Raw genomic sequence first — 20,500 nt, 5'->3', positions numbered from 1 at the left:
ACAATGAAATAAAAAAACCCTCTGTAATGGGGGTTTTTTTGTTACAAGGACTGAAGCAGCTTTGCTGTTCAGTTCCTGCATGTCTGATGATGGAGGCTTTTGGATGCTTGAACGAATTGCTTTCTGGAAAAAGAACTCTTCAGAAACTCCTCTTACCATTGATGGAGAAATTCCTGTTCATTTGGCTATAATTATGGATGGGAATGGAAGATGGGCGAGGAAAAGGGGACTTCCCCGTATTGCCGGTCATCATGAGGGGATGAAAACGGTCAAAAAAATTGTAAAAGAAGCCAGCCGTCTAGGTATTAAAGCGTTGACACTTTACGCGTTCTCAACCGAAAACTGGAAAAGGCCGCGTGAAGAAGTAGATTTCTTGATGAAGCTTCCTGGTGAATTTTTAGGCAGTTTCTTGCCTGAGCTGATAGAAGAGAACGTTAAAGTGCAGATCATGGGAAAAAAGGAATACCTGCCTGTCCATACTATAAAGGCGGTTGATGAAGCGATCGAGAAGACGAGCGTCAACACAGGTCTCATTCTTAATTTTGCGTTAAATTATGGAAGCAGGGATGAAATAACCGAGGCTGTAAGGCAAGTAGCTAGGCAGGTAGAGCAAGGAGTGCTGAAGCCTTCAGAGATTACGGATGACTCTATCGAGCAGCATTTAATGACATATGGCCTCCCAGAACCAGACCTATTGATCCGCACGAGCGGAGAAGTCCGCTTGAGCAACTTTATGCTCTGGCAGCTCGCCTATACTGAGTTTTGGTTTACAGATATTCTGTGGCCGGACTTTTCTGAGGAGCACCTGGCGGAAGCAGTCAGCAGTTTTCAGGGAAGAGGCCGCAGATACGGCGGGGTCAAATAAGGAGGACCTATGAAAGAAAGAATTATTACAGGCATCATCGCTGCAATCCTTTTCGGAGGCCTTGTCATTTATGGCAGCTGGCCGTTTTCAGCGCTTGTTATTTTGCTGACGCTCATTGGGATGTACGAATTGCTGAAGATGAAAGGTTTTCATCGCCCGAGCGGTTTAAGCATAATAGGCTATATACTCTCAGCGGGTCTTGCCCTTCCAAAAGAATGGATGGACATGCTGGTGCCTTTTACGAAACAAGATATGCTCGTTGCTGCTGTTCTTCTGTTGCTGGTCGTAACAGTAGTGAGCAAAAACAAAACGACTTTCGATGATATTGCATTTGTATTTTTAGGCAGCGCCTATATCGGATTTGGATTCTATTATTTGATTGAAACAAGATTTTTAGAGGATGGTCTATCTATTGTTTTCTTTATCCTGTTCATGATTTGGGCAGCCGACAGCGGAGCGTATTTTACAGGAAAAGCGATAGGAAAGCGGAAACTATGGCCAGTCATTTCTCCTAACAAGACTATTGAAGGTGCACTTGGAGGCATTGTATGGAGCGCTGCAGTCGGGGCAGTCTGTTCGCTGACTGGATTTGTCTCGTTCCCGCTGCTGACTGCCATCGCGATCTCGCTGTTTGTCGGTGTTTTTGGACAGCTTGGTGATCTGGCACAGTCTGCCTTTAAAAGAGTATATGGAGTAAAAGATTCTGGAAACCTCCTTCCGGGACACGGCGGTATTCTGGACAGACTGGACAGCGTCCTTTTTGTGATGCCCCTGCTTCATGTGCTTCATTTTCTATAAAAATCAGTAGTCTGGAAAGGAGACAGCATGAAATATATCAGTCTGCTTGGCGCAACGGGTTCTATTGGGGACCAGACACTGGATGTGCTTCGTGCACATCCAGAAATGTTCAAACTTTCCGCGATGTCTGCGGGAAGAAACCTTGAAAAAGCTGAAAGCATCATCAGAGAGTTCAAGCCTGAACTGGCTGCTGTTATCAGTAAAGAGGACGCTAGTACTCTCCAGAATAATTGCGGCAGCAGCACGAAGATCGTTTATGGCAGTGAAGGGCTAAGAGAGGTGGCTGCTTTTCATAAAAGCGATATTCTCGTGAACGCCGTTATGGGGAGTGTAGGACTCCTTCCAACGCTTGAGGCAATAAAAGAAGGCAAACAGATCGCTCTTGCCAATAAAGAAACACTAGTAACAGCAGGGCACATCGTAATGGAGGCTGCAAAAAAGAGCGGCGTTTCCATCCTCCCTGTTGATTCTGAACACTCTGCCATCTTTCAGTGCTTGAACGGTGAGGATAAAAAAGAAGCGGAGCGGCTGATCCTGACTGCTTCAGGTGGGAGTTTCAGAGACAGGACACGGGAAGAACTTAAAGATGTGACAGTCACTGAAGCATTAAATCATCCGAACTGGTCGATGGGAGCAAAAATCACGATAGATTCAGCAACGATGATGAACAAAGGATTAGAAGTGATTGAAGCGCATTGGCTTTTTTCTTTTGACTATACTAAAATAGACGTCATCTTACATAAGGAAAGCATCATACACTCTATGGTAGAGTTCAAGGATACAAGCGTCATCGCTCATCTTGGACAGCCTGATATGCGTGTTCCTATACAGTATGCACTCTCTTATCCAAAAAGGCTTGAACACAGCGGAGGCAGGCGGTTAAACTTATGGGAGACAGGCAAGCTTCATTTTCAAGAAATGGATTTTAGCCGATTCCGATGCTTGGAGTTTGCATATGAAGCTGGAAAGACAGGCGGAACGATGCCTGCTGTTTTAAACGCGGCTAATGAAGCAGCTGTCGAAGCGTTCCTTCAGGGCCAGATTTCTTTTTTACAAATTGAAGACTTGATTCATGAGACTATGCAGGCACATTCGCCTGTTGCACATCCAGCACTCGAAGCTTTACAAGAAGCCGACCGCTGGGCGAGAGGATTTGCCGTATCACTATTAAACAAAGGCAGGTAATGAAATGAACACAGTGATTGCGATCGTCATCATTTTAGGTGCTTTAATTTTTTTCCACGAACTTGGACATCTTCTTTTGGCAAAGAGGGCTGGGATTTTATGCCGGGAATTCGCGATAGGCTTTGGCCCGAAAATATTTGCTTTTAAAAAGGGAGAAACGGTTTATACAATCCGCCTGCTTCCACTCGGCGGCTTTGTACGTATGGCTGGAGAAGATCCAGAAGGAATCGAACTCAAGCCAGGCCAGAGAATCGGATTGATATTTAATGAAAAAAATGAGGCCGTGAAACTGATCGTTAATCATAAAGATAAATACCCTGTACAAAAAATGATCACCGTAGAAAAAGCTGATTTAGATCACGATCTTTTTGTAGAAGGATACGAGGATCAAGATGCGCCGCTTGTAAGGTATTCTGTAAAAGAAGATGCAGTTTATGTTGCTGACCATCAGGAAATGCAGATTGCGCCATATGACAGGCAGTTTGGATCAAAGACGATCATGCAGCGGGTTCTGGCAATTTTTGCAGGACCTCTTGCAAACTTCCTGCTCGCTTTTGTCATACTCGTGGCCTTCTCACTCATGCAGGGCATCCCGTCCAATGAGTCAAGGCTCGGTGAACTGGCAAAAGGAGAAGCAGCACAAAAAGCAGGACTTCAGGAAAATGATAAAATCGTTTCCGTTGAAGGGCAGAATGTTTCGAGCTGGAAGGAACTTGTAACCGTCATTCAGGATAACCCTGGTGAAACGCTTTCCTTTAATGTTGTGCGCAGCGGCGAGCCCAAGAAAGTTGATGTGAAGCTTGGTGAGAGGGAAGGTGCTGACGGTAAGCCCGAAGGATTTATCGGAGCTCATCCTTACACAGAATTTTCGATTCTTGGCTCACTGGAATACGGAGCAAAACAAACGTGGTTCATGACTAAGGCAATTTTCACAGGAATCGGCCAGCTTGTGACAGGCCAGCACGGCATCGACCAGCTTTCTGGCCCGCTCGGTATTTATGATTATACGGATAAAGCGGCTAAGGCCGGGGTTTACATGCTCCTTCAATGGGCCGCGATCCTTTCCATAAACCTTGGAATATTCAACCTGCTGCCGCTTCCGGCACTCGATGGCGGCCGCCTCTTGTTCTTAGGGTTTGAAGCGCTGCGCGGTAAGCCGGTCGATCCGCAGAAGGAAGGACTTGTTCATTTTATCGGATTTGCATTTTTAATGCTTCTCATGCTTGTCGTCACATGGAATGATATCCATAAAATATTTCTAAGCTAATAATTGGGTTGCAAAGAGGAGAAAAAGATGAAACAAAGCGAACTGTTTTTGCCTACATTAAGAGAAGTCCCTTCAGATGCTGATATTAAAAGCCATCAGCTCCTGCTAAGGGCAGGTTTTATACGTCAAAATGCATCAGGCATTTACTCGTTTCTGCCGCTTGGGAAAAAAGTGCTTCAGAAGGTTGAAGCGGCTGTAAGGGAAGAGATGAACCGTGCAGGATCACAGGAAATGATGATGCCTGCACTGCAGCTTGCCGATCTATGGGAAGAGAGCGGGCGCTGGCAGTCTTACGGACCAGAGCTTATGCGCCTTAAGGACCGTCATGAACGCAGCTTTGCGCTGGGAGCAACACACGAAGAAGTGATCACTAGCATTATCCGTGATGAAATTAAATCTTATAAGAAGCTTCCGCTTAACTTGTATCAGATCCAGACAAAGTTCCGTGATGAAAAGCGTCCTCGCTTCGGACTCCTGCGTGGAAGAGAATTTATCATGAAAGATGCATATTCTTTCCACCATACACAGGAAAGCCTTGATGAGACGTATGAAACGATGAAAAAAGCATACAGTGCTATCTTTGAGCGTTTCAAGCTTAACTTCAGATCAGTATTGGCGGATTCCGGTGCGATCGGAGGAAAAGATAACCATGAATTCATGGTGCTTTCTGATATCGGGGAAGACTGGATCGCATACAGCTCAGAATCTGATTTTGCAGCGAACATCGAGATGGCTCCTGTTATCGATCAGTATGAAATGCCAGAGGGTGAGCAGCTTCCTATTCAGGCTGTTGATACAAGATCAGCGCGCAAGATTGAAGAAGTGGCAGCAGAGCTAGGCTGCCGCGAGGACCAGATCATCAAATCTCTGCTTTTCATAGCAGATGAAAAACCGGTTCTCGTTCTCGTCCGCGGAGATCATGAAGTAAACGAGATCAAGCTGAAAAACGTTCTTGATGCAGAGGTGCTGGAGCTGGCGAGCGAAGATGAAACTGCAAAATGGATGGGCACTGCTCCGGGAACGATCGGCCCTGTTAATATCAGCGGAGAAATCAGCGTGATCGCAGATACGGCAGTAAAATACACAAAGAATGCTGTGTGCGGGGCTAATCAGGAAAGCACACATTATATTAACTTCAACATAGACAGAGATGCATCTGCCGGGAAATATGCGGATATCCGCTTTATTAAAGAAGGAGATCCTTCGCCGGATGGAAGCGGAACGATCCTTTTTGCAAAAGGCATCGAAGTCGGCCATGTATTTAAGCTGGGTAAAGTATACAGTGAGCCGATGAAAGCAGAATTCCTTGATGAAAACGGCAAGAACCAGACAATGATCATGGGCTGCTATGGAATTGGTGTATCACGTACACTTGCTGCGATTGCGGAAGAAAACAATGACGATAAAGGTCTGATCTGGCCTCTAGAAGTAACTCCATTTGATGTACACGTCATTGCAGTCAACAGCAAAAATGCAGAACAGGCAGAAGCAGGTGAAGCTCTGTACAGCCAGCTGAAGGAAGCTGGATTCGACTGTCTTTATGACGACCGTCCTGAACGGGCTGGCGTTAAATTTGCAGATGCAGACTTGATCGGTATTCCTGTCCGCATCACTGCCGGCAAAAAAGCAGGCGAAGGAATCGTTGAGCTCAAAATCCGCAAGACAGGCGAATCGTATGAATTGCCTGTTGATGACGTGCTCGATGCTGTGAAAAAAGAGCTTATCAAACTTGCTGGAAACTAAATTTCCGGAAGGCGCCTTAAAAAAAGGTGCCTTTCTCTTTTTATGTGTGAGAAAATAAATTGAATCAAGAAATAACAGCTATGCTTTTTTCAGGCAGGCTGAGTAGGAGGACATTATGAACGCCGAAGATCAAATCAGGCGCGACAGGTTTCAGCTGCTGCTGGATCAAATTGGCCTTCCAGGTGAATTGCGAGAAGCGTTTTCTACAGGCAGTATCCATAAGCTGACAATCAATAAACAAAGCAGGAGCTGGCACTTTCAATTTTCACTGCAGCACCTTCCCGCAGCAAGCTGCCATGGCATCTTTGCCGCCAAGCTGCATGAAACGTTCCGTCATATCGCATCCGTTTCGTTTTCTTTCCTTTCAGAGACGCCGTGTTCACAAGAGCAGATCAAAGAATATTGGATTCTTTGTGCTGAACGGGTGAAGCATACAGCTCCTCAGAGCCTCGTTCCTCTTCTTGAAATGAAGGATCCTGTTTTTGAAGGCAGGCGTATAACCGTGAAAATAAGAAATGAGGCAGAACAAGACCTCTTTTCAAGAAAGCTTTCACCACTAATTCAGAAAGAATTCCATTGCTGCGGCATACGAGAAGTGACACTTTCGACAGAAGTTGAGCACAACGAGGAAGATTATCAGCGTTTTGTTGAACAAAAGAAACAAGAAGATGCCCATAAAATCATGCAGGCGCTCGTTGAAAAAGAGAAAGCGAAATCAAGCGAACAGCCTGCTGCCAGAAGCGATATTATGATCGGATACTCGATTAAGGACGAGCCGGTTCCTATCTCAACCATTTATGATGAAGAGAGAAAGATTACGATACAAGGTTATGTCTTTGATGCAGAAACGAGGGAGCTTAGAAGCGGCAGAACGCTCCTTACTTTTAAGATCACAGATTATACGGATTCGATCCTCGTTAAAATCTTTTCTAGAGACAAAGAAGACGTGCCGATCTTAAACGCCATTCAAAAAGGAAAATGGCTAAAAGTCAGGGGCGGGATCCAGAACGATACTTTCGTGCGAGATCTTGTGATGATCGCTAACGATATTAACGAGATAACACCTGAAACGAGAAAGGACAGAGGAGAAGAAGGGCATAAACGGGTTGAACTTCATCTTCATACCCCGATGAGCCAGATGGATGCAGTCTCCTCCGCTGGCTCGTTAGTAGCTCAGGCAGCTAAGTGGGGACATCCGGCTGTCGCTATCACAGACCATGCCGTCGTGCAGTCATTTCCCGAAGCGTATGGTGCCGGTAAAAAAAATGGAATAAAGGTTCTGTACGGTGTCGAAGTGAACCTTGTAGATGACGGCGTTCCGATCGCTTATAATGAAGCGCCGAGGGATCTTCAAGATGAAACATATGTCGTCTTTGACGTCGAGACGACAGGACTTTCAGCAGTCTATAACAAGATCATTGAACTGGCTGCCGTGAAAATCCATAATGGAGAAATCGTCGACAGGTTTGAGGATTTTGCCAACCCTCATGAGCCGCTTTCACAAACGACCATTGAACTGACGGGAATTACGGATGACATGGTAAAAAATGCGCCGGAAATTGAAGATGTCCTGAAACGTTTTTACGAATGGATGGGGGACGACATTCTCGTTGCCCATAATGCGAGCTTTGATATGGGATTCCTTAACGAAGGGCTTCGGAAAATAGGCTATGGAGAAGCGAAAAACCCTGTCATTGATACACTTGAGCTAGCCCGTTTCATCCTGCCGCAGCTGAAAAACCACCGTCTGAACACATTGTGTAAGAAGTTCGACATCGAACTGACACAGCACCATCGGGCAATTTACGATGCTGAGGCAACAGGCTATCTGCTTTGGAAGCTTTTAAAGCAGGCGTTTGAAAAAGGTGTAAAACAGCATGACCGTCTAAACGATAACATGGGTCAGGGAGGCTACCAGCGTTCCCGTCCTTCTCACTGTATCTTACTCGCACAAACACAGCAGGGACTGAAGAACTTATACAAACTTGTCTCTGAATCTCACATGAATTATTTTTACCGGACTCCGAGAATACCTCGCTCTAGACTGAGCAAGCTGCGCGAAGGACTCCTTGTAGGCTCTGCCTGCGACAAAGGTGAAGTGTTTGAAGGCATGATGCAGAAGGCGCCAGATGAAGTAGAGAAGATCGCTTCTTTTTACGATTATCTTGAAATTCAGCCGCCGTCCAACTATGCCCACTTGATCGAACGCGAATTTATCACGGACGAACTTGCATTAAGAGATATATTAAAGAACATCGTTCATCTGGGAGAAAAACTTGGAAAACCGGTCGTCGCTACAGGAAACGTTCACTATCTTGAGCCGCGAGACTCGATATACAGAAAGATATTAATCGCTTCACAGGGCGGTGCAAATCCGCTGAACAGACAGACTTTGCCAGAGGTTCATTTCCGCACTACGGATGAAATGCTGGAATGCTTTTCCTTCCTGGATGATGAAACAGCTTATAAAGTTGTAGTCGAGAACACTCAGCATATTGCGTCTATCATTGACGAGATCAAGCCGATTCCAGATGACCTGTATACTCCGAAAATCGAGGGAGCAGATGAAGAGATCCGAAACATGAGCTATGCTATGGCAAAAAGCATCTATGGAGAAAACCTTCCTGAGATTGTCGAGAAACGCCTTGAAAAAGAACTTAAGAGCATCATCGGCCATGGATTTGCCGTTATTTATTTGATCTCTCATAAACTTGTAAAAAAATCACTTATTGATGGCTACCTTGTAGGATCAAGGGGATCAGTCGGTTCTTCGTTTGTTGCAACGATGACAGAGATCACAGAAGTGAACCCGCTGCCGCCGCATTACGTTTGCCCGGAATGCAAACAATCCGTATTTTTTGATGATGGATCAGTAGGTTCCGGATACGATCTGCCGGATAAGCAATGCCCTGACTGCGGCGTAAACTATACGAAGGATGGTCAGGATATCCCGTTTGAGACATTCCTTGGATTTAAAGGAGACAAAGTTCCAGATATCGATCTTAACTTTTCTGGTGAGTATCAGCCGCGCGCCCATAATTATACGAAAGAGCTGTTCGGCGAAGAATATGTATACCGTGCCGGAACGATCGGAACTGTGGCTGAAAAGACAGCTTATGGGTATGTGAAAGGCTATGCAGGTGATCACAACCTTACCTTCCGCGGAGCAGAAGTGGACAGACTCGTCTCTGGCTGCACAGGCGTGAAGCGGACGACCGGACAGCATCCAGGCGGTATTATCGTTGTTCCTGATTATATGGACATTTATGATTTCTGTCCTGTACAATTCCCTGCTGATGACAGTCAATCTGAATGGAAAACAACTCACTTTGATTTCCACTCTATCCATGATAACCTGCTGAAACTCGATATACTCGGGCACGATGATCCTACCGTTATCAGGATGCTTCAGGACTTGAGCGATATCGATCCGAAAACCATCCCGGCCTCTGATCCTGAAGTGATGAAAATTTTCTCTGGGCCAGATGTATTAGGTGTGAGCGAAGAGCAGATCATGTGCAGAACCGGTACTTTAGGCATTCCAGAGTTTGGAACCAAGTTTGTCCGGCAGATGCTTGAAGACACAAAACCTAGTACTTTTTCAGAACTTGTCCAGATTTCCGGACTCTCGCACGGGACAGACGTTTGGCTGAATAACGCCAATGAATTGATCGCGAATGGCACATGTGAACTTAAAGATGTTATCGGCTGCCGTGATGACATCATGGTTTATCTTATATATGCCGGCCTTGAACCGTCGCTCGCGTTTAAGATAATGGAAAGTGTCCGTAAAGGAAAAGGCTTGATCCCCGAATGGATAGATGAAATGAAAAAGAATAATGTGCCGGAGTGGTACATCGATTCCTGTACGAAAATCAAGTACATGTTCCCAAAGGCTCACGCATCCGCATATGTACTTATGGCTGTCAGGATTGCCTATTTCAAAGTGCATTACCCGATTTTCTTCTATGCTGCCTATTTCACAGTACGTGCAGATGACTTTGATATCGGAGCGATGATTAAAGGTTCCGCCGTAATCAGAGCTAAAATAGAAGAGATTTCGGCAAAAGGTTTGGATGCCTCGACGAAGGAAAAGAACCTTCAGACCGTTCTTGAACTTGCTTTAGAGATGTGTGAGAGAGGGTTCAGTTTCCAGAAAGTAGATTTGTACCGTTCGAGTGCTTCCGAATTTTTAGTAGAGGGCAACACTCTCATCCCGCCATTCAATTCCATCGCGGGACTGGGGACAAACGCTGCGCTTAACATCGTCAAGGCACGTGAAGAAGGTGAGTTCCTATCAAAAGAAGACCTTCAGCAGCGCGCCAGGCTTTCCAAAACGATCATCGAATATTTAGATGAACAAGGCTGCCTTGAAGGCCTTCCGGACGCCAACCAGCTGTCTCTATTTTAGACAGGTCAGAAAAATGGTAAAAGTTGCAGTGTTTTTAGGATTATGATATAGTCAAAGTGGAAACACTGTTGAATATGTTACGGAGGAAAGAGTGGGGGAACCCGCTCTTTCCTTACGTTTACGGGATTATTGTGCGGAAGGAGGGCAGCAAATGAGCCAGAAAATCACAGAATTAACTGCTGAATTGGTTACGCCCATTGTTGCCGAAGCGGGTCTTGAACTCGTCGATGTTGAATTTGCAAAAGAGGGGAAGAATTGGTTCCTTCGTGTGTTTATTGACAGTGAAAAAGGCGTGGATATTGATGAATGCGGGCTTGTCAGCGAAAAGCTGAGCGAGAAGCTCGATGAAATCGATCCAATTGAACAGCCTTATTTTCTTGAGGTTTCTTCACCAGGTGTAGAGCGTCCGCTTAAAAAACCGGAAGACGTCAAGAAGGCGATCGGGAAAAACGTTCATATGAAACTTTATGAAGCGATTAACGGTGAAAAAGCGTTTGAAGGATTGTTAAAAGATTTTGATGGTGAAACCGTTACACTGGAGATCAAGGTGAAAACAGCGGTTAGAAAAGTTGAATTTCCTTACAGCAAAGTGGCCAGCGCACGGCTTGCTGTTGTTTTTTAATTGAAGAGGGGAGCAGAAAAATGAGTACCGAGTTATTGGATGCGTTAACGCTTTTAGAGAAAGAAAAAGGAATCAGCAAGGAAATATTGATTGATGCGATTGAAGCAGCACTGATTTCTGCATACAAACGAAACTTTCATCAAGCGCAGAACGTTAGAGTAGATTTTAACAGAGAAACGGGAAGCATCCGTGTTTTTGCGCGCAAAAACATCGTAGAAGAAGTGGAGAATCCAAGAGAAGAAATCTCTCTTTCAGAAGCTCAGGCAATTAACCCTGGCTATGAGCTAGAGGATGTTCTCGAGCTCGAGGTTACGCCAAGGGAATTCGGCCGCATTGCCGCACAGACGGCTAAGCAAGTGGTTACACAGCGTGTGCGTGAGGCAGAGCGCGGAATCATCTTCTCAGAATTTATTGACCGCGAGGAAGATATTATTACAGGCCTTGTGCAGCGCCAGGATCCTCGCTACATCTATGTCAGCCTTGGTCGAGTGGAGGCATTGCTTCCAGCTGCTGAGCAGATGGCGGGCGAAACTTACCGTACAAACGATAGAATAAAAGTATATATAACTAAAGTCGAAAAGACGACAAAAGGGCCGCAAATCCTTGTTTCCCGTACACACCCTGGTCTTTTGAAGCGCCTGTTTGAACTTGAGGTGCCTGAGATTTATGACGGCACTGTTGAAGTTAAAAGCATCGCTCGTGAAGCGGGTGACCGTTCCAAGATCGCTGTTCATGCTCAAAATTCTGAAATTGATCCTGTCGGTTCCTGCGTAGGCCAAAAAGGCGCGCGTGTCCAGACAATCGTTAACGAACTGAATGGTGAAAAAATCGATATCGTGCGCTGGTCTGAAGATCCGGTAATCTATGTTGCAAATGCCCTTAGTCCTGCCAAAGTTCTTGAAGTCCAAGTTAACGAAGAGGAAAAAATGACAACAGTCATTGTGCCTGACTATCAGCTTTCTTTGGCAATCGGCAAACGCGGACAGAACGCGCGTCTTGCGGCAAAGCTGACAGGCTGGAAGATTGATATTAAAAGTGAATCAGAGGCTGTAGAAGCAGGAGTCTACACGCCTTCAGATGAAGAACGTTTCGTAGGCGACGATACAGAAGAAGAATAATCGATAAAGGAGTGAGACGATGAAAACACGGAAAATACCGATGAGAAAATGTGTCGCATGCCAGGAAATGAAACAAAAAAAAGAGCTAGTCCGTATCGTCCGCTCTCCTGAAGGTGAATTATCGATCGACATTACAGGGAAAAAGTCTGGAAGAGGGGCTTATCTCTGTCATAAGGCAGATTGCATTGAACTGGCAAAAAAGAAAAACACGCTCGGACATCATTTGAAATCGCAAGTCTCCCCTGATATTTATGAGGAGCTGCTAAAAGGGGCAAATCAACTGTGACGGCCAAAAAGTGGGAGAACCTCTTAGGTTTGGCAAACCGGGCAGGAAAGATCATTTCAGGTGAAGAACTCGTCGTTAAGGCCATCCAGAAAAACACAGCAAAACTTGTTCTCCTGTCTGAAGACGCATCAGAAAACACGAAAAAAAAAGTGACAGATAAATGCAAGTTTTATCAAGTCGAATGGCAATGGATACCGGACCGGAATACTTTAGGGAATGCCATCGGAAAAGAGCAGCGTGTCGTCGTTGCTGTCAGCGATCAAGGTTTCTCTCGTAAACTGAAAGAACTCCTTGATCATTAACTCGGGGGTGAACAGATGAGTAAAAAACGTGTATATGAATATGCCAAAGAGAAAAATGTTCAAAGCAAGGATATCATCGATAAACTGAAAAAAATGAATGTTGACGTCTCCAATCATATGTCCATGATTGATGAAGACGCTATAAAGAAGCTGAACGAAGCGTTCAGCCCAAAGCAGCCGGCAGGCCAAGTGGACAAAACCAACACGAAGGAACGTAAAAAAGAAAATACAATGAAAATTAAAAAAGACGAACCAACTCAAAACCAAAACCAAAATCGAAGTCAGAACAGCGGAAGCAAGCCAGCAGGACCGCAGAACCGCAGCAGCAGCGCAAAAAGCCCAGCTGGTCAAAACAGCAGCCGCAGCCAATCTGGCGGACAGAACAGCCGCGGAGGCACTCAGAACCGCGGTGGCCAGAGCAGCGGCGGACAGAACAGCAATAATAACAATAACAGCAGCAATAATAACAATAACAGCAATAACCGCAACAGCCGCGGAGGCGGATTCGGCGGGCAAAACCGCGGAGGAAACAACCAGAACCGCGGAAATAACCGCGGCGGCAACCGTAACAGAAATAGAGGGAACAGCAATCAGCCGCCAGCACCTAAGCAGGTAGCTACGACTCCTTCTAAAATCACGTTCATTGACACACTTCAAGTCGGTGAACTGGCGAGAAAATTAAGAAAAGAAACTTCTGAAATCATTAAAAAGCTTATGTCTTTAGGAATCATGGCTACAATCAACCAAGAGCTTGATAAAGACACGATCGAGCTAGTCGCAGCAGAATACGGTGTAGAAGTCGAAGAAGAAATTCTTGTTGACGAGACTGTGTTTGAGACATACGAAGTGGAAGATGAAGAAAAAGATCTTCAAGTACGACCTCCTGTCGTTACGATCATGGGACACGTTGACCATGGTAAAACGACGCTGTTGGACTCCATCCGGAATACAAAAGTTACAGCAGGAGAAGCCGGCGGCATCACACAGCATATCGGTGCCTACCAGATCGAGTACAACGGGAAAAAGATTTCATTCCTTGATACTCCGGGCCACGCTGCATTTACAACAATGCGTGCACGCGGAGCACAAGTAACAGATATCACCATTCTTGTTGTTGCAGCGGATGACGGTGTTATGCCTCAGACTGTTGAGGCGATCAACCATGCAAAAGCAGCTGAAGTGCCAATCATCGTTGCTGTTAACAAAATGGATAAAGAAGCTGCAAATCCTGACCGCGTTATGCAGGAGCTTACAGAGCATGGCCTTGTATCCGAAGCATGGGGCGGGGACACGATCTTTGTTAACGTATCGGCGCTTAAAGGCGAGGGAATTGATGATCTTCTTGAGATGATCCAGCTCGTTTCCGAGGTAGAAGAACTGAAAGCTAACCCTAACCGCTCTGCGGCAGGTTCCGTAATCGAAGCTCAGCTGGATAAAGGCAGAGGCCCAGTTGCGACACTGCTCGTGCAGAACGGCACATTGAATGTCGGCGACTCCATCGTTGTCGGTCATACTTTCGGCCGCGTTCGAGCAATGGTTAACGATCTTGGCCGCCGCGTGAAAACAGCAGGCCCTTCAACTCCAGTAGAGATCACAGGATTGAACGATGTACCTCAAGCAGGAGATCAGTTCATGGTCTTCACGGATGAGAAGAAAGCACGCCAAGTCGGTGAAGCGCGTTTCAACAAACATCAGGAAGCGATGAGAAAAGAATCTTCTAAATTAAACCTTGATGATCTCTTCAGCCAGATTCAGGAAGGCGATATTAAAGAGATCAACGTTATCATTAAAGGAGACGTTCAAGGTTCTGTTGAAGCCCTAGCCGGCTCATTGAACAAGATTGATGTTTCCGGTGTGAAAGTTAAAATCATCCACACAGGTGTAGGAGCGATCACAGAATCTGACATCATCCTGGCATCAGCGTCAAACGCTATCATGATCGGATTTAACGTCCGACCTGACAACAACGCTAAACGTACTGCCGAGGTAGAGAAAGTAGATGTTAGACTTCACCGCATCATCTATAACGTGATTGAAGAAATCGAATCTGCCATGAAAGGTATGCTTGATCCTGTATTCCAGGAAAAAGTCATCGGCCAGGTAGATGTACGAACTACATTCAAGGTATCCAAAGTTGGGACGATCGCCGGCTGTTACGTTACTGACGGAAAAGTAACGCGTGACTCAACGGTCCGCCTCATTCGTGACGGAATCGTTATTTATGAAGGCAAGATCGATGCACTTAAACGCTTTAAAGATGACGCGAAAGAAGTGGCACAAGGCTATGAGTGCGGAATCACGCTTGAGAAGTTTAACGACCTGAAAGAAGGCGACGTGATCGAAGCCTATATCATGGAAGAAATCGAGCGTAAATAAAAAATGATTCATTCGGTGATCATCGAATGCCATATATATGAAGCCCATTCTTTAAAGCAAAAAAGATCGGTGATCAAAAGAGTGGTAACGAGGCTCAGACAGCAGTTTAACATAGCTGCTGCTGAGCTCGATTATCAGGATCTATGGCAAAGATCGCAGATTGGATTAGTTACAATCTCTTCGGACAAAATAAAAGCAGAACAAGAGCTACAAAGAGCAGTCGCGTTTGTGATGAGTATTCCCGAACTGGAAGTGACCGGAACAACCATCGAATGGCTGTAGAAATAAAGCTTCAAGTAAGATTCGGGGTGACATAAATGGGTACGATCCGTTCTAACCGTGTAGGGGAACAAATGAAGAAAGAACTGACAGACATTATCGGCAGGAAGCTGAAGGATCCACGTGTCGGCTTTGTTACGGTGACGGCTGTTGACGTTACAGGCGATCTTCAGCAGGCAACGGTTTACATTTCTGTATTTGGAGATGAAGACCAGCGCGCAGAGACGCTGAAAAGTCTTGCGAAAGCAACAGGTTTTATCAGGACAGAAATCGGAAGAAGGATCCGCATGCGCAAAACGCCGGACATCTTCTTTAAGATCGATGAGTCCATAGACTACGGTAATAAAATTGAGTCACTTTTGACCGTCATCAAACGGGAAGAAGAAAAAGAGAATAACAGCGAAGAATAAGAGGATAGGCAGCATGTCTATCCTTTCTTCAATTGGAGAAAAAAGCAGGTGAATCGAATGAAGGCAGAAGGAATTTTAGCACTGGATAAACCAGCCGGAATGACGTCACATGACTGTGTCGCAAAATTAAGAAAACTGTACAAAACAAAAAAAGTAGGACATACAGGAACATTGGATCCTGAAGTTACGGGTGTACTGCCGATCTGCTTAGGCAGGGCAACGAAAATTGCCGAATATATGTCCGATTACGGCAAGGAATATGTGGCAGAAGTGACCCTTGGTCTCTCGACAGAAACGGAAGATGCACACGGTGCTGCAGTTGCTCAAGCAGAATGGAACATGCCGCTCGAGAGGGAAAGTCTGCTAAGTGTTCTCACTAAGCTCACAGGTACAATCGAGCAGGTTCCGCCTATGTATTCAGCTGTAAAAGTCAACGGCAAAAAACTTTACGAATATGCGCGGCAAGGCATAGAAGTCGAACGTCCGAAACGCATGGTTGAGATTCATGAAATTGAACTTTTGTCAGAAGACAAGCTGTTTGAAGGACCGTTTCCATCGTTCCGTATTCGAGTGAAGTGCGGAAAAGGAACGTATATAAGAACGCTGGCAGTTATGATCGGAGAAATGCTTTCAAGTCCGGCGCATATGTCTAAGCTTCGCAGGACTGCTTCCGGGCCTTTTACAGAAGCAGATTGCGTGACATTCGAGGAGATTGAAGCAACCGTACAAAACGAAACGGCTTCATTCCTCCTGCTCCCTCTTGAAAAAGGGATTGCCCATTTTGAAAGCTGGAACGCAGATGAACAGACGGCTCAGCGGATCATGAACGGTGCGGTATTGTCAAAACCAAAAGAAATGGAACAATCGAGGGCAGCCGTTTATAATGGAGAAGGAAAATGTCTTGCCGTTTATGAGGACCATCCGTCGAAGCCTGGTCTGATTAAACCGGAAAAAGTCATCGCGCAACAATAACGAAAAAATAGTAGGTGTGCTGCTTTGGAAACCATCATTTTATCGCATCCTCATGATTTTAAAAAAGAACAATTGCCGCCATGTGTGCTCGCACTTGGTTATTTTGACGGCATTCATATCGGACATCAAAAAGTGATCACAACAGCAAAACAGACGGCTGATGAACTCGGAGTTATGTCAGCGGTCATGAGCTTTCATCCACATCCATCGGTCGTTCTGGGGAAGAACAATGTCCATTGGACGTATTTGACGCCGCTTGAGGAAAAAAAGAAAGTATTGAAACAGCTCGGTATCGACAGGTTTTATTTAGTTACGTTTGATCATGCATTTGCCTCGTTGCCGCCGCAGGATTTTCTTGACCAATATGTTAAAGAGCTTCATGCTGTACACGTTGTAACAGGCTTTGACTTTACTTACGGCAAGCTAGGTGCAGGCAATACAGACACGCTGCAGTTTTCATCGGACAGCTGCTTTGGTCTGACTGTGATCGGCAAAGTGGAAAGAGATGGAATCAAGGTCAGCTCTACGCTGATTCGCCGAACGCTTCAGGAAGGCAGCGTAGCGAAGCTGAAAGAATATTTCGGCCGCTTATACACGGTTGAAGGACGGGTAATACCAGGAGACCAAAGGGGCAGGACGATCGGCTTCCCAACGGCGAACCTTGATACCGGGAGCTATACTTTGCCTGGGGTTGGAGTCTATGCTGTACTGGCTGAGTATGAAGGTAAGAAGTACAGCGCTATGGCGAATATTGGTTTTAAGCCGACTTTCCAAAAAACAGCTGAAAAACCCAACCTTGAAGTCCATCTATTCGATTTTTCAAAAAGTATTTATGGCGAAACGCTGAAGATACATTGGATTCAAAGAATAAGAAGTGAAGTGAAATTCGCTTCGGTTCAAGAGCTTGTCCGCCAGCTGGAGGAAGACAAGGAAAGAGCATCGGCCATTATAAATCAGCTGCAATAACGCTTGCTTTTTTCTGCGAAAAAGGCTATTCTATTACATGTACTAATTAAAAGTACAAAAACCTCTGCTTGGCATCGCGATTTCACCGACGCATGCTCAGTAGAAGGGGCTAATAATAAAGGAGGTGAAAAGGATGGCTATCACTCAAGAGCGCAAGAATGATTTGATTGCTGAGTACAAGACACATGATACGGACACTGGTTCTCCAGAAGTTCAAATCGCTATCCTTACTGAATCAATCAATCAGCTTAACGGACATTTGCGTACGCACAAAAAGGATCACCACTCACGCCGTGGTCTTTTGAAAATGGTTGGTAAGCGCCGTAACTTGTTAACATACCTTCGAAACAAGGATATTACTCGTTACCGTGAACTTATCGGCAAATTGGGATTACGTCGTTAATTCTAATGAAAAAGCGGGATTTTATCCCGCTTTTTTTAATGGATAAAAAACGTATGGACATACATACACCCGGGACTCCCGCTCAAGGAAAGTTGCAGGCTGTCTGAATGATTGATAGCATTAGGGAGTAATTTCTTTCTAGTTTTTCTTTTTAGGAAGGATAACGGTAGGATATAATAGAAGAATAAATTAATGGATTTGTTCAGTTTTGAGAGGAGTACCTGAAAAGATGGAACAAGAAAAAAGAATTTTTTCAATGGACTGGGCAGGCAGAACGCTGACGTTTGAAATCGGCGAGCTTGCAAAGCAGGCGAACGGAGCAGTATTTGTCAGATACGGTGACACAGCAGTCTTGTCTGCTGCCGTTGCGTCAAAGGAACCAAAAAATCTAAGCTTTTTCCCGCTTACGATTAACTATGAAGAAAGACTATATGCAGTAGGGAAAATACCTGGCGGATTTATTAAAAGAGAAGGACGCCCGAGCGAGAAAGCAATTCTTGCTAGCCGCCTGATCGACCGCCCGATCCGTCCGCTGTTCGCTGACGGATTCCGTAACGAGGTACAAGTTGTAAGCACTGTAATGAGTGTAGATCAGAACTGCTCATCTGAGATGGCAGCGATGATCGGATCTTCTTTGGCATTATCCATTTCGGATATTCCTTTCGACGGGCCTATCGCTGGAGTAACTATCGGCCGCATCGACGGAGAGTTCATCGTTAATCCGACGATCGAACAGAACGAAAAAAGCGACATCCAGCTTGTTGTTGCAGGAACAAAACATGCGATCAACATGGTAGAAGCGGGAGCACTAGAAGTTCCTGAAGAAATCATGCTTGAAGCAATTATGTTCGGCCACGAAGAGATCAAAAAGCTGATCGCTTTCCAAGAGCAGATTGTTGCTGAAGTCGGTAAAGAAAAGATGGCTGTACAGCTGTACGAGCTTGATGCAGACCTTGTAGAAGAAGTTCGCGGATTCTCGGAAAACGATGTGAAAGAAGCAGTAAAAGTGGTAGAAAAGCATGCCCGCCAGGCTGCGCTTGATGAGGTGAAAGAAAGCCTTGTCTCCCGCTATGAGGAAGACGAAGAAAAGATTCCTAAGGTTAAAGAAATTCTGCAGAAGCTCATTAAAGAAGAAGTTCGCCGCCTGATCTTAAAAGACAAGGTTAGACCGGATGGACGCAAAATCAATGAAATCCGCCCATTGTCTTCACAAGTGGGCATTCTTGCCAGAACGCACGGATCTGGTTTGTTTACACGCGGACAGACTCAGGCACTAAGCATCTGTACGCTAGGAGCGCTAGGCGACGTTCAGGTTCTAGACGGACTTGGAGTAGAAGAATCGAAACGCTTTATGCATCAGTACAACTTCCCGCCGTTTTCAGTCGGTGAGACAGGCTTCATGCGCGGCCCTGGCCGACGTGAAATCGGGCATGGTGCTTTAGGCGAAAGAGCAATCGAAGCCGTCATCCCGAACGAAGAAGAATTTCCGTATACGATCCGTCTTGTATCTGAAGTGCTCGAATCCAACGGATCGACTTCACAGGCGAGCATATGCGCGAGCATCCTTGCTCTCATGGATGCAGGTGTGCCGATAAAAGCACCAGTAGCCGGTATTGCTATGGGACTCGTTTCTGACGGTGAAGATGTAACCGTACTGACTGACATTCAAGGTATGGAAGACCACCTTGGGGATATGGACTTTAAGGTTGCTGGAACGGATAAAGGCGTAACAGCATTGCAGATGGATATAAAAATTTCCGGCATCACGCGTGAGATTCTTGAAGAAGCGCTGACTCAGGCGAAAGAAGGAAGAATGCATATCCTTAATTCAATGACGTCTACTATCGACAAGCCGCGCGGAACGCTTTCACAATTTGCGCCTAAGATTATCAGCATGAAGATCAATCCTGACAAGATCCGCGATGTTATCGGACCGAGCGGGAAGATCATCAATAAAATCATTGAAGAGACTGGCGTTAAGATTGATATCGAACAGGATGGTTCGGTCTTTATCGCTTCTACCAATGAAGAGATGAATCAGAAAGCGAAGAAAATCATCGAAGACATCGTAAGAGAAGTACAGGTCGGCGAGTACTATGTAGGAAAAGTTAAACGCATTGAAAAGTTTGGCGCATTTGTTGAATTGTTCAGCGGAAAAGACGGGCTCGTTCATATTTCTGAACTGGCTGAAGAAAGAATCGGCAAAGTCGAGGACGTTGTGAAGCTTGGCGATGAAATCATGGTCAAGGTCACAGAAATCGACAACCAGGGACGTGTCAATCTGTCACGCAAAGTGGTGCTGAAGGAACAGAAAAAGGAACAGGAAGAGCAAAAGGCTTAATCCTTTGCCTTTGAATAATCAACCAAAAAAACCAGAAGTGCGCATGCACTTCTGGTTTTTTTGGTTGATTGCACGAGCACCTCTAGTGAGCTTTACTTTTCTTTGCCAAGGTTCTAACCTGTCCATAATGGACATACCCTTTTACAGGGAGGGAAG

17 protein-coding genes are annotated in these 20,500 nt (G+C 45.4%); all 17 read left to right on the top strand.

Translation table 11 applies throughout. The annotated features are described in order from the left end of the window. Window positions 1–103 precede the first annotated feature (103 nt). Entirely contained in the window at window positions 104–865 is a 762-nt protein-coding gene (uppS, locus tag CGZ90_RS02695; RefSeq protein ID WP_094250788.1) for an undecaprenyl pyrophosphate synthase, read from the top strand. 9 nt (window positions 866–874) lie between these two features. Further along, window positions 875–1,663, top strand: a complete 789-nt coding sequence (locus tag CGZ90_RS02690) for a phosphatidate cytidylyltransferase (RefSeq protein WP_094250787.1) — start codon at window positions 875–877, stop codon at window positions 1,661–1,663. 27 nt (window positions 1,664–1,690) lie between these two features. Beyond that, window positions 1,691–2,848 carry a 1-deoxy-D-xylulose-5-phosphate reductoisomerase gene (locus CGZ90_RS02685; protein WP_094250786.1) on the top strand — a complete coding sequence of 386 codons (1,158 nt, stop codon included), beginning with the start codon at window positions 1,691–1,693 and terminating at the stop codon, window positions 2,846–2,848. Window positions 2,849–2,852: 4 nt separating this feature from the next. Next, window positions 2,853–4,115 (top strand): RIP metalloprotease RseP, encoded by a 1,263-nt coding sequence (gene rseP / locus CGZ90_RS02680; RefSeq protein WP_094250785.1) that lies wholly within the window; start codon window positions 2,853–2,855, stop codon window positions 4,113–4,115. A 27-nt stretch (window positions 4,116–4,142) separates the two neighbouring features. Further along, window positions 4,143–5,858 carry a proline--tRNA ligase gene (locus tag CGZ90_RS02675; RefSeq protein ID WP_094250784.1) on the top strand — a complete coding sequence of 572 codons (1,716 nt, stop codon included), beginning with the start codon at window positions 4,143–4,145 and terminating at the stop codon, window positions 5,856–5,858. Window positions 5,859–5,973: 115 nt separating this feature from the next. Then, window positions 5,974–10,269 carry a PolC-type DNA polymerase III gene (locus CGZ90_RS02670; protein ID WP_094250783.1) on the top strand — a complete coding sequence of 1,432 codons (4,296 nt, stop codon included), beginning with the start codon at window positions 5,974–5,976 and terminating at the stop codon, window positions 10,267–10,269. A 151-nt stretch (window positions 10,270–10,420) separates the two neighbouring features. After that, a complete protein-coding gene (gene rimP, locus CGZ90_RS02665; protein ID WP_094250782.1) occupies window positions 10,421–10,891 on the top strand; it encodes a ribosome maturation factor RimP in 471 nt (156 codons plus the stop codon). A gap of 20 nt (window positions 10,892–10,911) precedes the next feature. Continuing rightward, window positions 10,912–12,009 carry a transcription termination factor NusA gene (gene nusA, locus CGZ90_RS02660; RefSeq protein ID WP_094250781.1) on the top strand — a complete coding sequence of 366 codons (1,098 nt, stop codon included), beginning with the start codon at window positions 10,912–10,914 and terminating at the stop codon, window positions 12,007–12,009. 19 nt (window positions 12,010–12,028) lie between these two features. After that, window positions 12,029–12,295, top strand: a complete 267-nt coding sequence (rnpM, locus tag CGZ90_RS02655) for an RNase P modulator RnpM (RefSeq protein ID WP_094250780.1) — start codon at window positions 12,029–12,031, stop codon at window positions 12,293–12,295. Continuing rightward, window positions 12,292–12,597, top strand: coding sequence for a YlxQ family RNA-binding protein (locus CGZ90_RS02650; RefSeq protein WP_094250779.1), 306 nt, complete (start codon window positions 12,292–12,294; stop codon window positions 12,595–12,597). The genes rnpM and CGZ90_RS02650 overlap by 4 nt, the downstream gene beginning before the upstream one ends. A gap of 15 nt (window positions 12,598–12,612) precedes the next feature. Next, window positions 12,613–14,973: a translation initiation factor IF-2 gene (infB, locus tag CGZ90_RS02645; protein WP_094250778.1), complete on the top strand. Its 2,361-nt coding sequence runs from the start codon at window positions 12,613–12,615 to the stop codon at window positions 14,971–14,973. A 3-nt stretch (window positions 14,974–14,976) separates the two neighbouring features. Then, window positions 14,977–15,255: a DUF503 domain-containing protein gene (locus CGZ90_RS02640; protein ID WP_094250777.1), complete on the top strand. Its 279-nt coding sequence runs from the start codon at window positions 14,977–14,979 to the stop codon at window positions 15,253–15,255. 35 nt (window positions 15,256–15,290) lie between these two features. After that, complete coding sequence (gene rbfA / locus CGZ90_RS02635) at window positions 15,291–15,662, top strand: 30S ribosome-binding factor RbfA (RefSeq protein WP_094250776.1); 372 nt, start codon at window positions 15,291–15,293, stop codon at window positions 15,660–15,662. A gap of 57 nt (window positions 15,663–15,719) precedes the next feature. Beyond that, complete coding sequence (gene truB / locus CGZ90_RS02630) at window positions 15,720–16,634, top strand: tRNA pseudouridine(55) synthase TruB (RefSeq protein ID WP_094250775.1); 915 nt, start codon at window positions 15,720–15,722, stop codon at window positions 16,632–16,634. A gap of 24 nt (window positions 16,635–16,658) precedes the next feature. After that, window positions 16,659–17,600 carry a riboflavin biosynthesis protein RibF gene (gene ribF, locus CGZ90_RS02625; RefSeq protein ID WP_094250774.1) on the top strand — a complete coding sequence of 314 codons (942 nt, stop codon included), beginning with the start codon at window positions 16,659–16,661 and terminating at the stop codon, window positions 17,598–17,600. A gap of 133 nt (window positions 17,601–17,733) precedes the next feature. Beyond that, entirely contained in the window at window positions 17,734–18,003 is a 270-nt protein-coding gene (gene rpsO, locus CGZ90_RS02620) for a 30S ribosomal protein S15 (RefSeq protein ID WP_094250773.1), read from the top strand. Between the two features lie 229 nt (window positions 18,004–18,232). Continuing rightward, window positions 18,233–20,344, top strand: coding sequence for a polyribonucleotide nucleotidyltransferase (locus CGZ90_RS02615; RefSeq protein ID WP_094250772.1), 2,112 nt, complete (start codon window positions 18,233–18,235; stop codon window positions 20,342–20,344). Window positions 20,345–20,500: the final 156 nt, after the last annotated feature.

The sequence above is a fragment of the Fictibacillus aquaticus genome (assembly GCF_002245695.1).
GTDB classification, from domain to species: Bacteria; Bacillota; Bacilli; order Bacillales; family Fictibacillaceae; genus Fictibacillus; species Fictibacillus aquaticus.
The sequence above is the reverse complement of the archived record's forward strand: the minus strand, read 5'-3'. Positions and strand labels throughout refer to the sequence as shown.

What these genes read in the sequence shown, in the direction of transcription:
- uppS (WP_094250788.1), top strand. Translation starts at nt 104, where the DNA reads ATGCTTGAACGAATTGCTTTCTGGAAAAAGAACTCTTCAGAAACTCCT.
- CGZ90_RS02690 (WP_094250787.1), top strand. Translation starts at nt 875, where the DNA reads ATGAAAGAAAGAATTATTACAGGCATCATCGCTGCAATCCTTTTCGGA.
- CGZ90_RS02685 (WP_094250786.1), top strand. Translation starts at nt 1,691, where the DNA reads ATGAAATATATCAGTCTGCTTGGCGCAACGGGTTCTATTGGGGACCAG.
- rseP (WP_094250785.1), top strand. Translation starts at nt 2,853, where the DNA reads ATGAACACAGTGATTGCGATCGTCATCATTTTAGGTGCTTTAATTTTT.
- CGZ90_RS02675 (WP_094250784.1), top strand. Translation starts at nt 4,143, where the DNA reads ATGAAACAAAGCGAACTGTTTTTGCCTACATTAAGAGAAGTCCCTTCA.
- CGZ90_RS02670 (WP_094250783.1), top strand. Translation starts at nt 5,974, where the DNA reads ATGAACGCCGAAGATCAAATCAGGCGCGACAGGTTTCAGCTGCTGCTG.
- rimP (WP_094250782.1), top strand. Translation starts at nt 10,421, where the DNA reads ATGAGCCAGAAAATCACAGAATTAACTGCTGAATTGGTTACGCCCATT.
- nusA (WP_094250781.1), top strand. Translation starts at nt 10,912, where the DNA reads ATGAGTACCGAGTTATTGGATGCGTTAACGCTTTTAGAGAAAGAAAAA.
- rnpM (WP_094250780.1), top strand. Translation starts at nt 12,029, where the DNA reads ATGAAAACACGGAAAATACCGATGAGAAAATGTGTCGCATGCCAGGAA.
- infB (WP_094250778.1), top strand. Translation starts at nt 12,613, where the DNA reads ATGAGTAAAAAACGTGTATATGAATATGCCAAAGAGAAAAATGTTCAA.
- CGZ90_RS02640 (WP_094250777.1), top strand. Translation starts at nt 14,977, where the DNA reads ATGATTCATTCGGTGATCATCGAATGCCATATATATGAAGCCCATTCT.
- rbfA (WP_094250776.1), top strand. Translation starts at nt 15,291, where the DNA reads ATGGGTACGATCCGTTCTAACCGTGTAGGGGAACAAATGAAGAAAGAA.
- truB (WP_094250775.1), top strand. Translation starts at nt 15,720, where the DNA reads ATGAAGGCAGAAGGAATTTTAGCACTGGATAAACCAGCCGGAATGACG.
- rpsO (WP_094250773.1), top strand. Translation starts at nt 17,734, where the DNA reads ATGGCTATCACTCAAGAGCGCAAGAATGATTTGATTGCTGAGTACAAG.
- CGZ90_RS02615 (WP_094250772.1), top strand. Translation starts at nt 18,233, where the DNA reads ATGGAACAAGAAAAAAGAATTTTTTCAATGGACTGGGCAGGCAGAACG.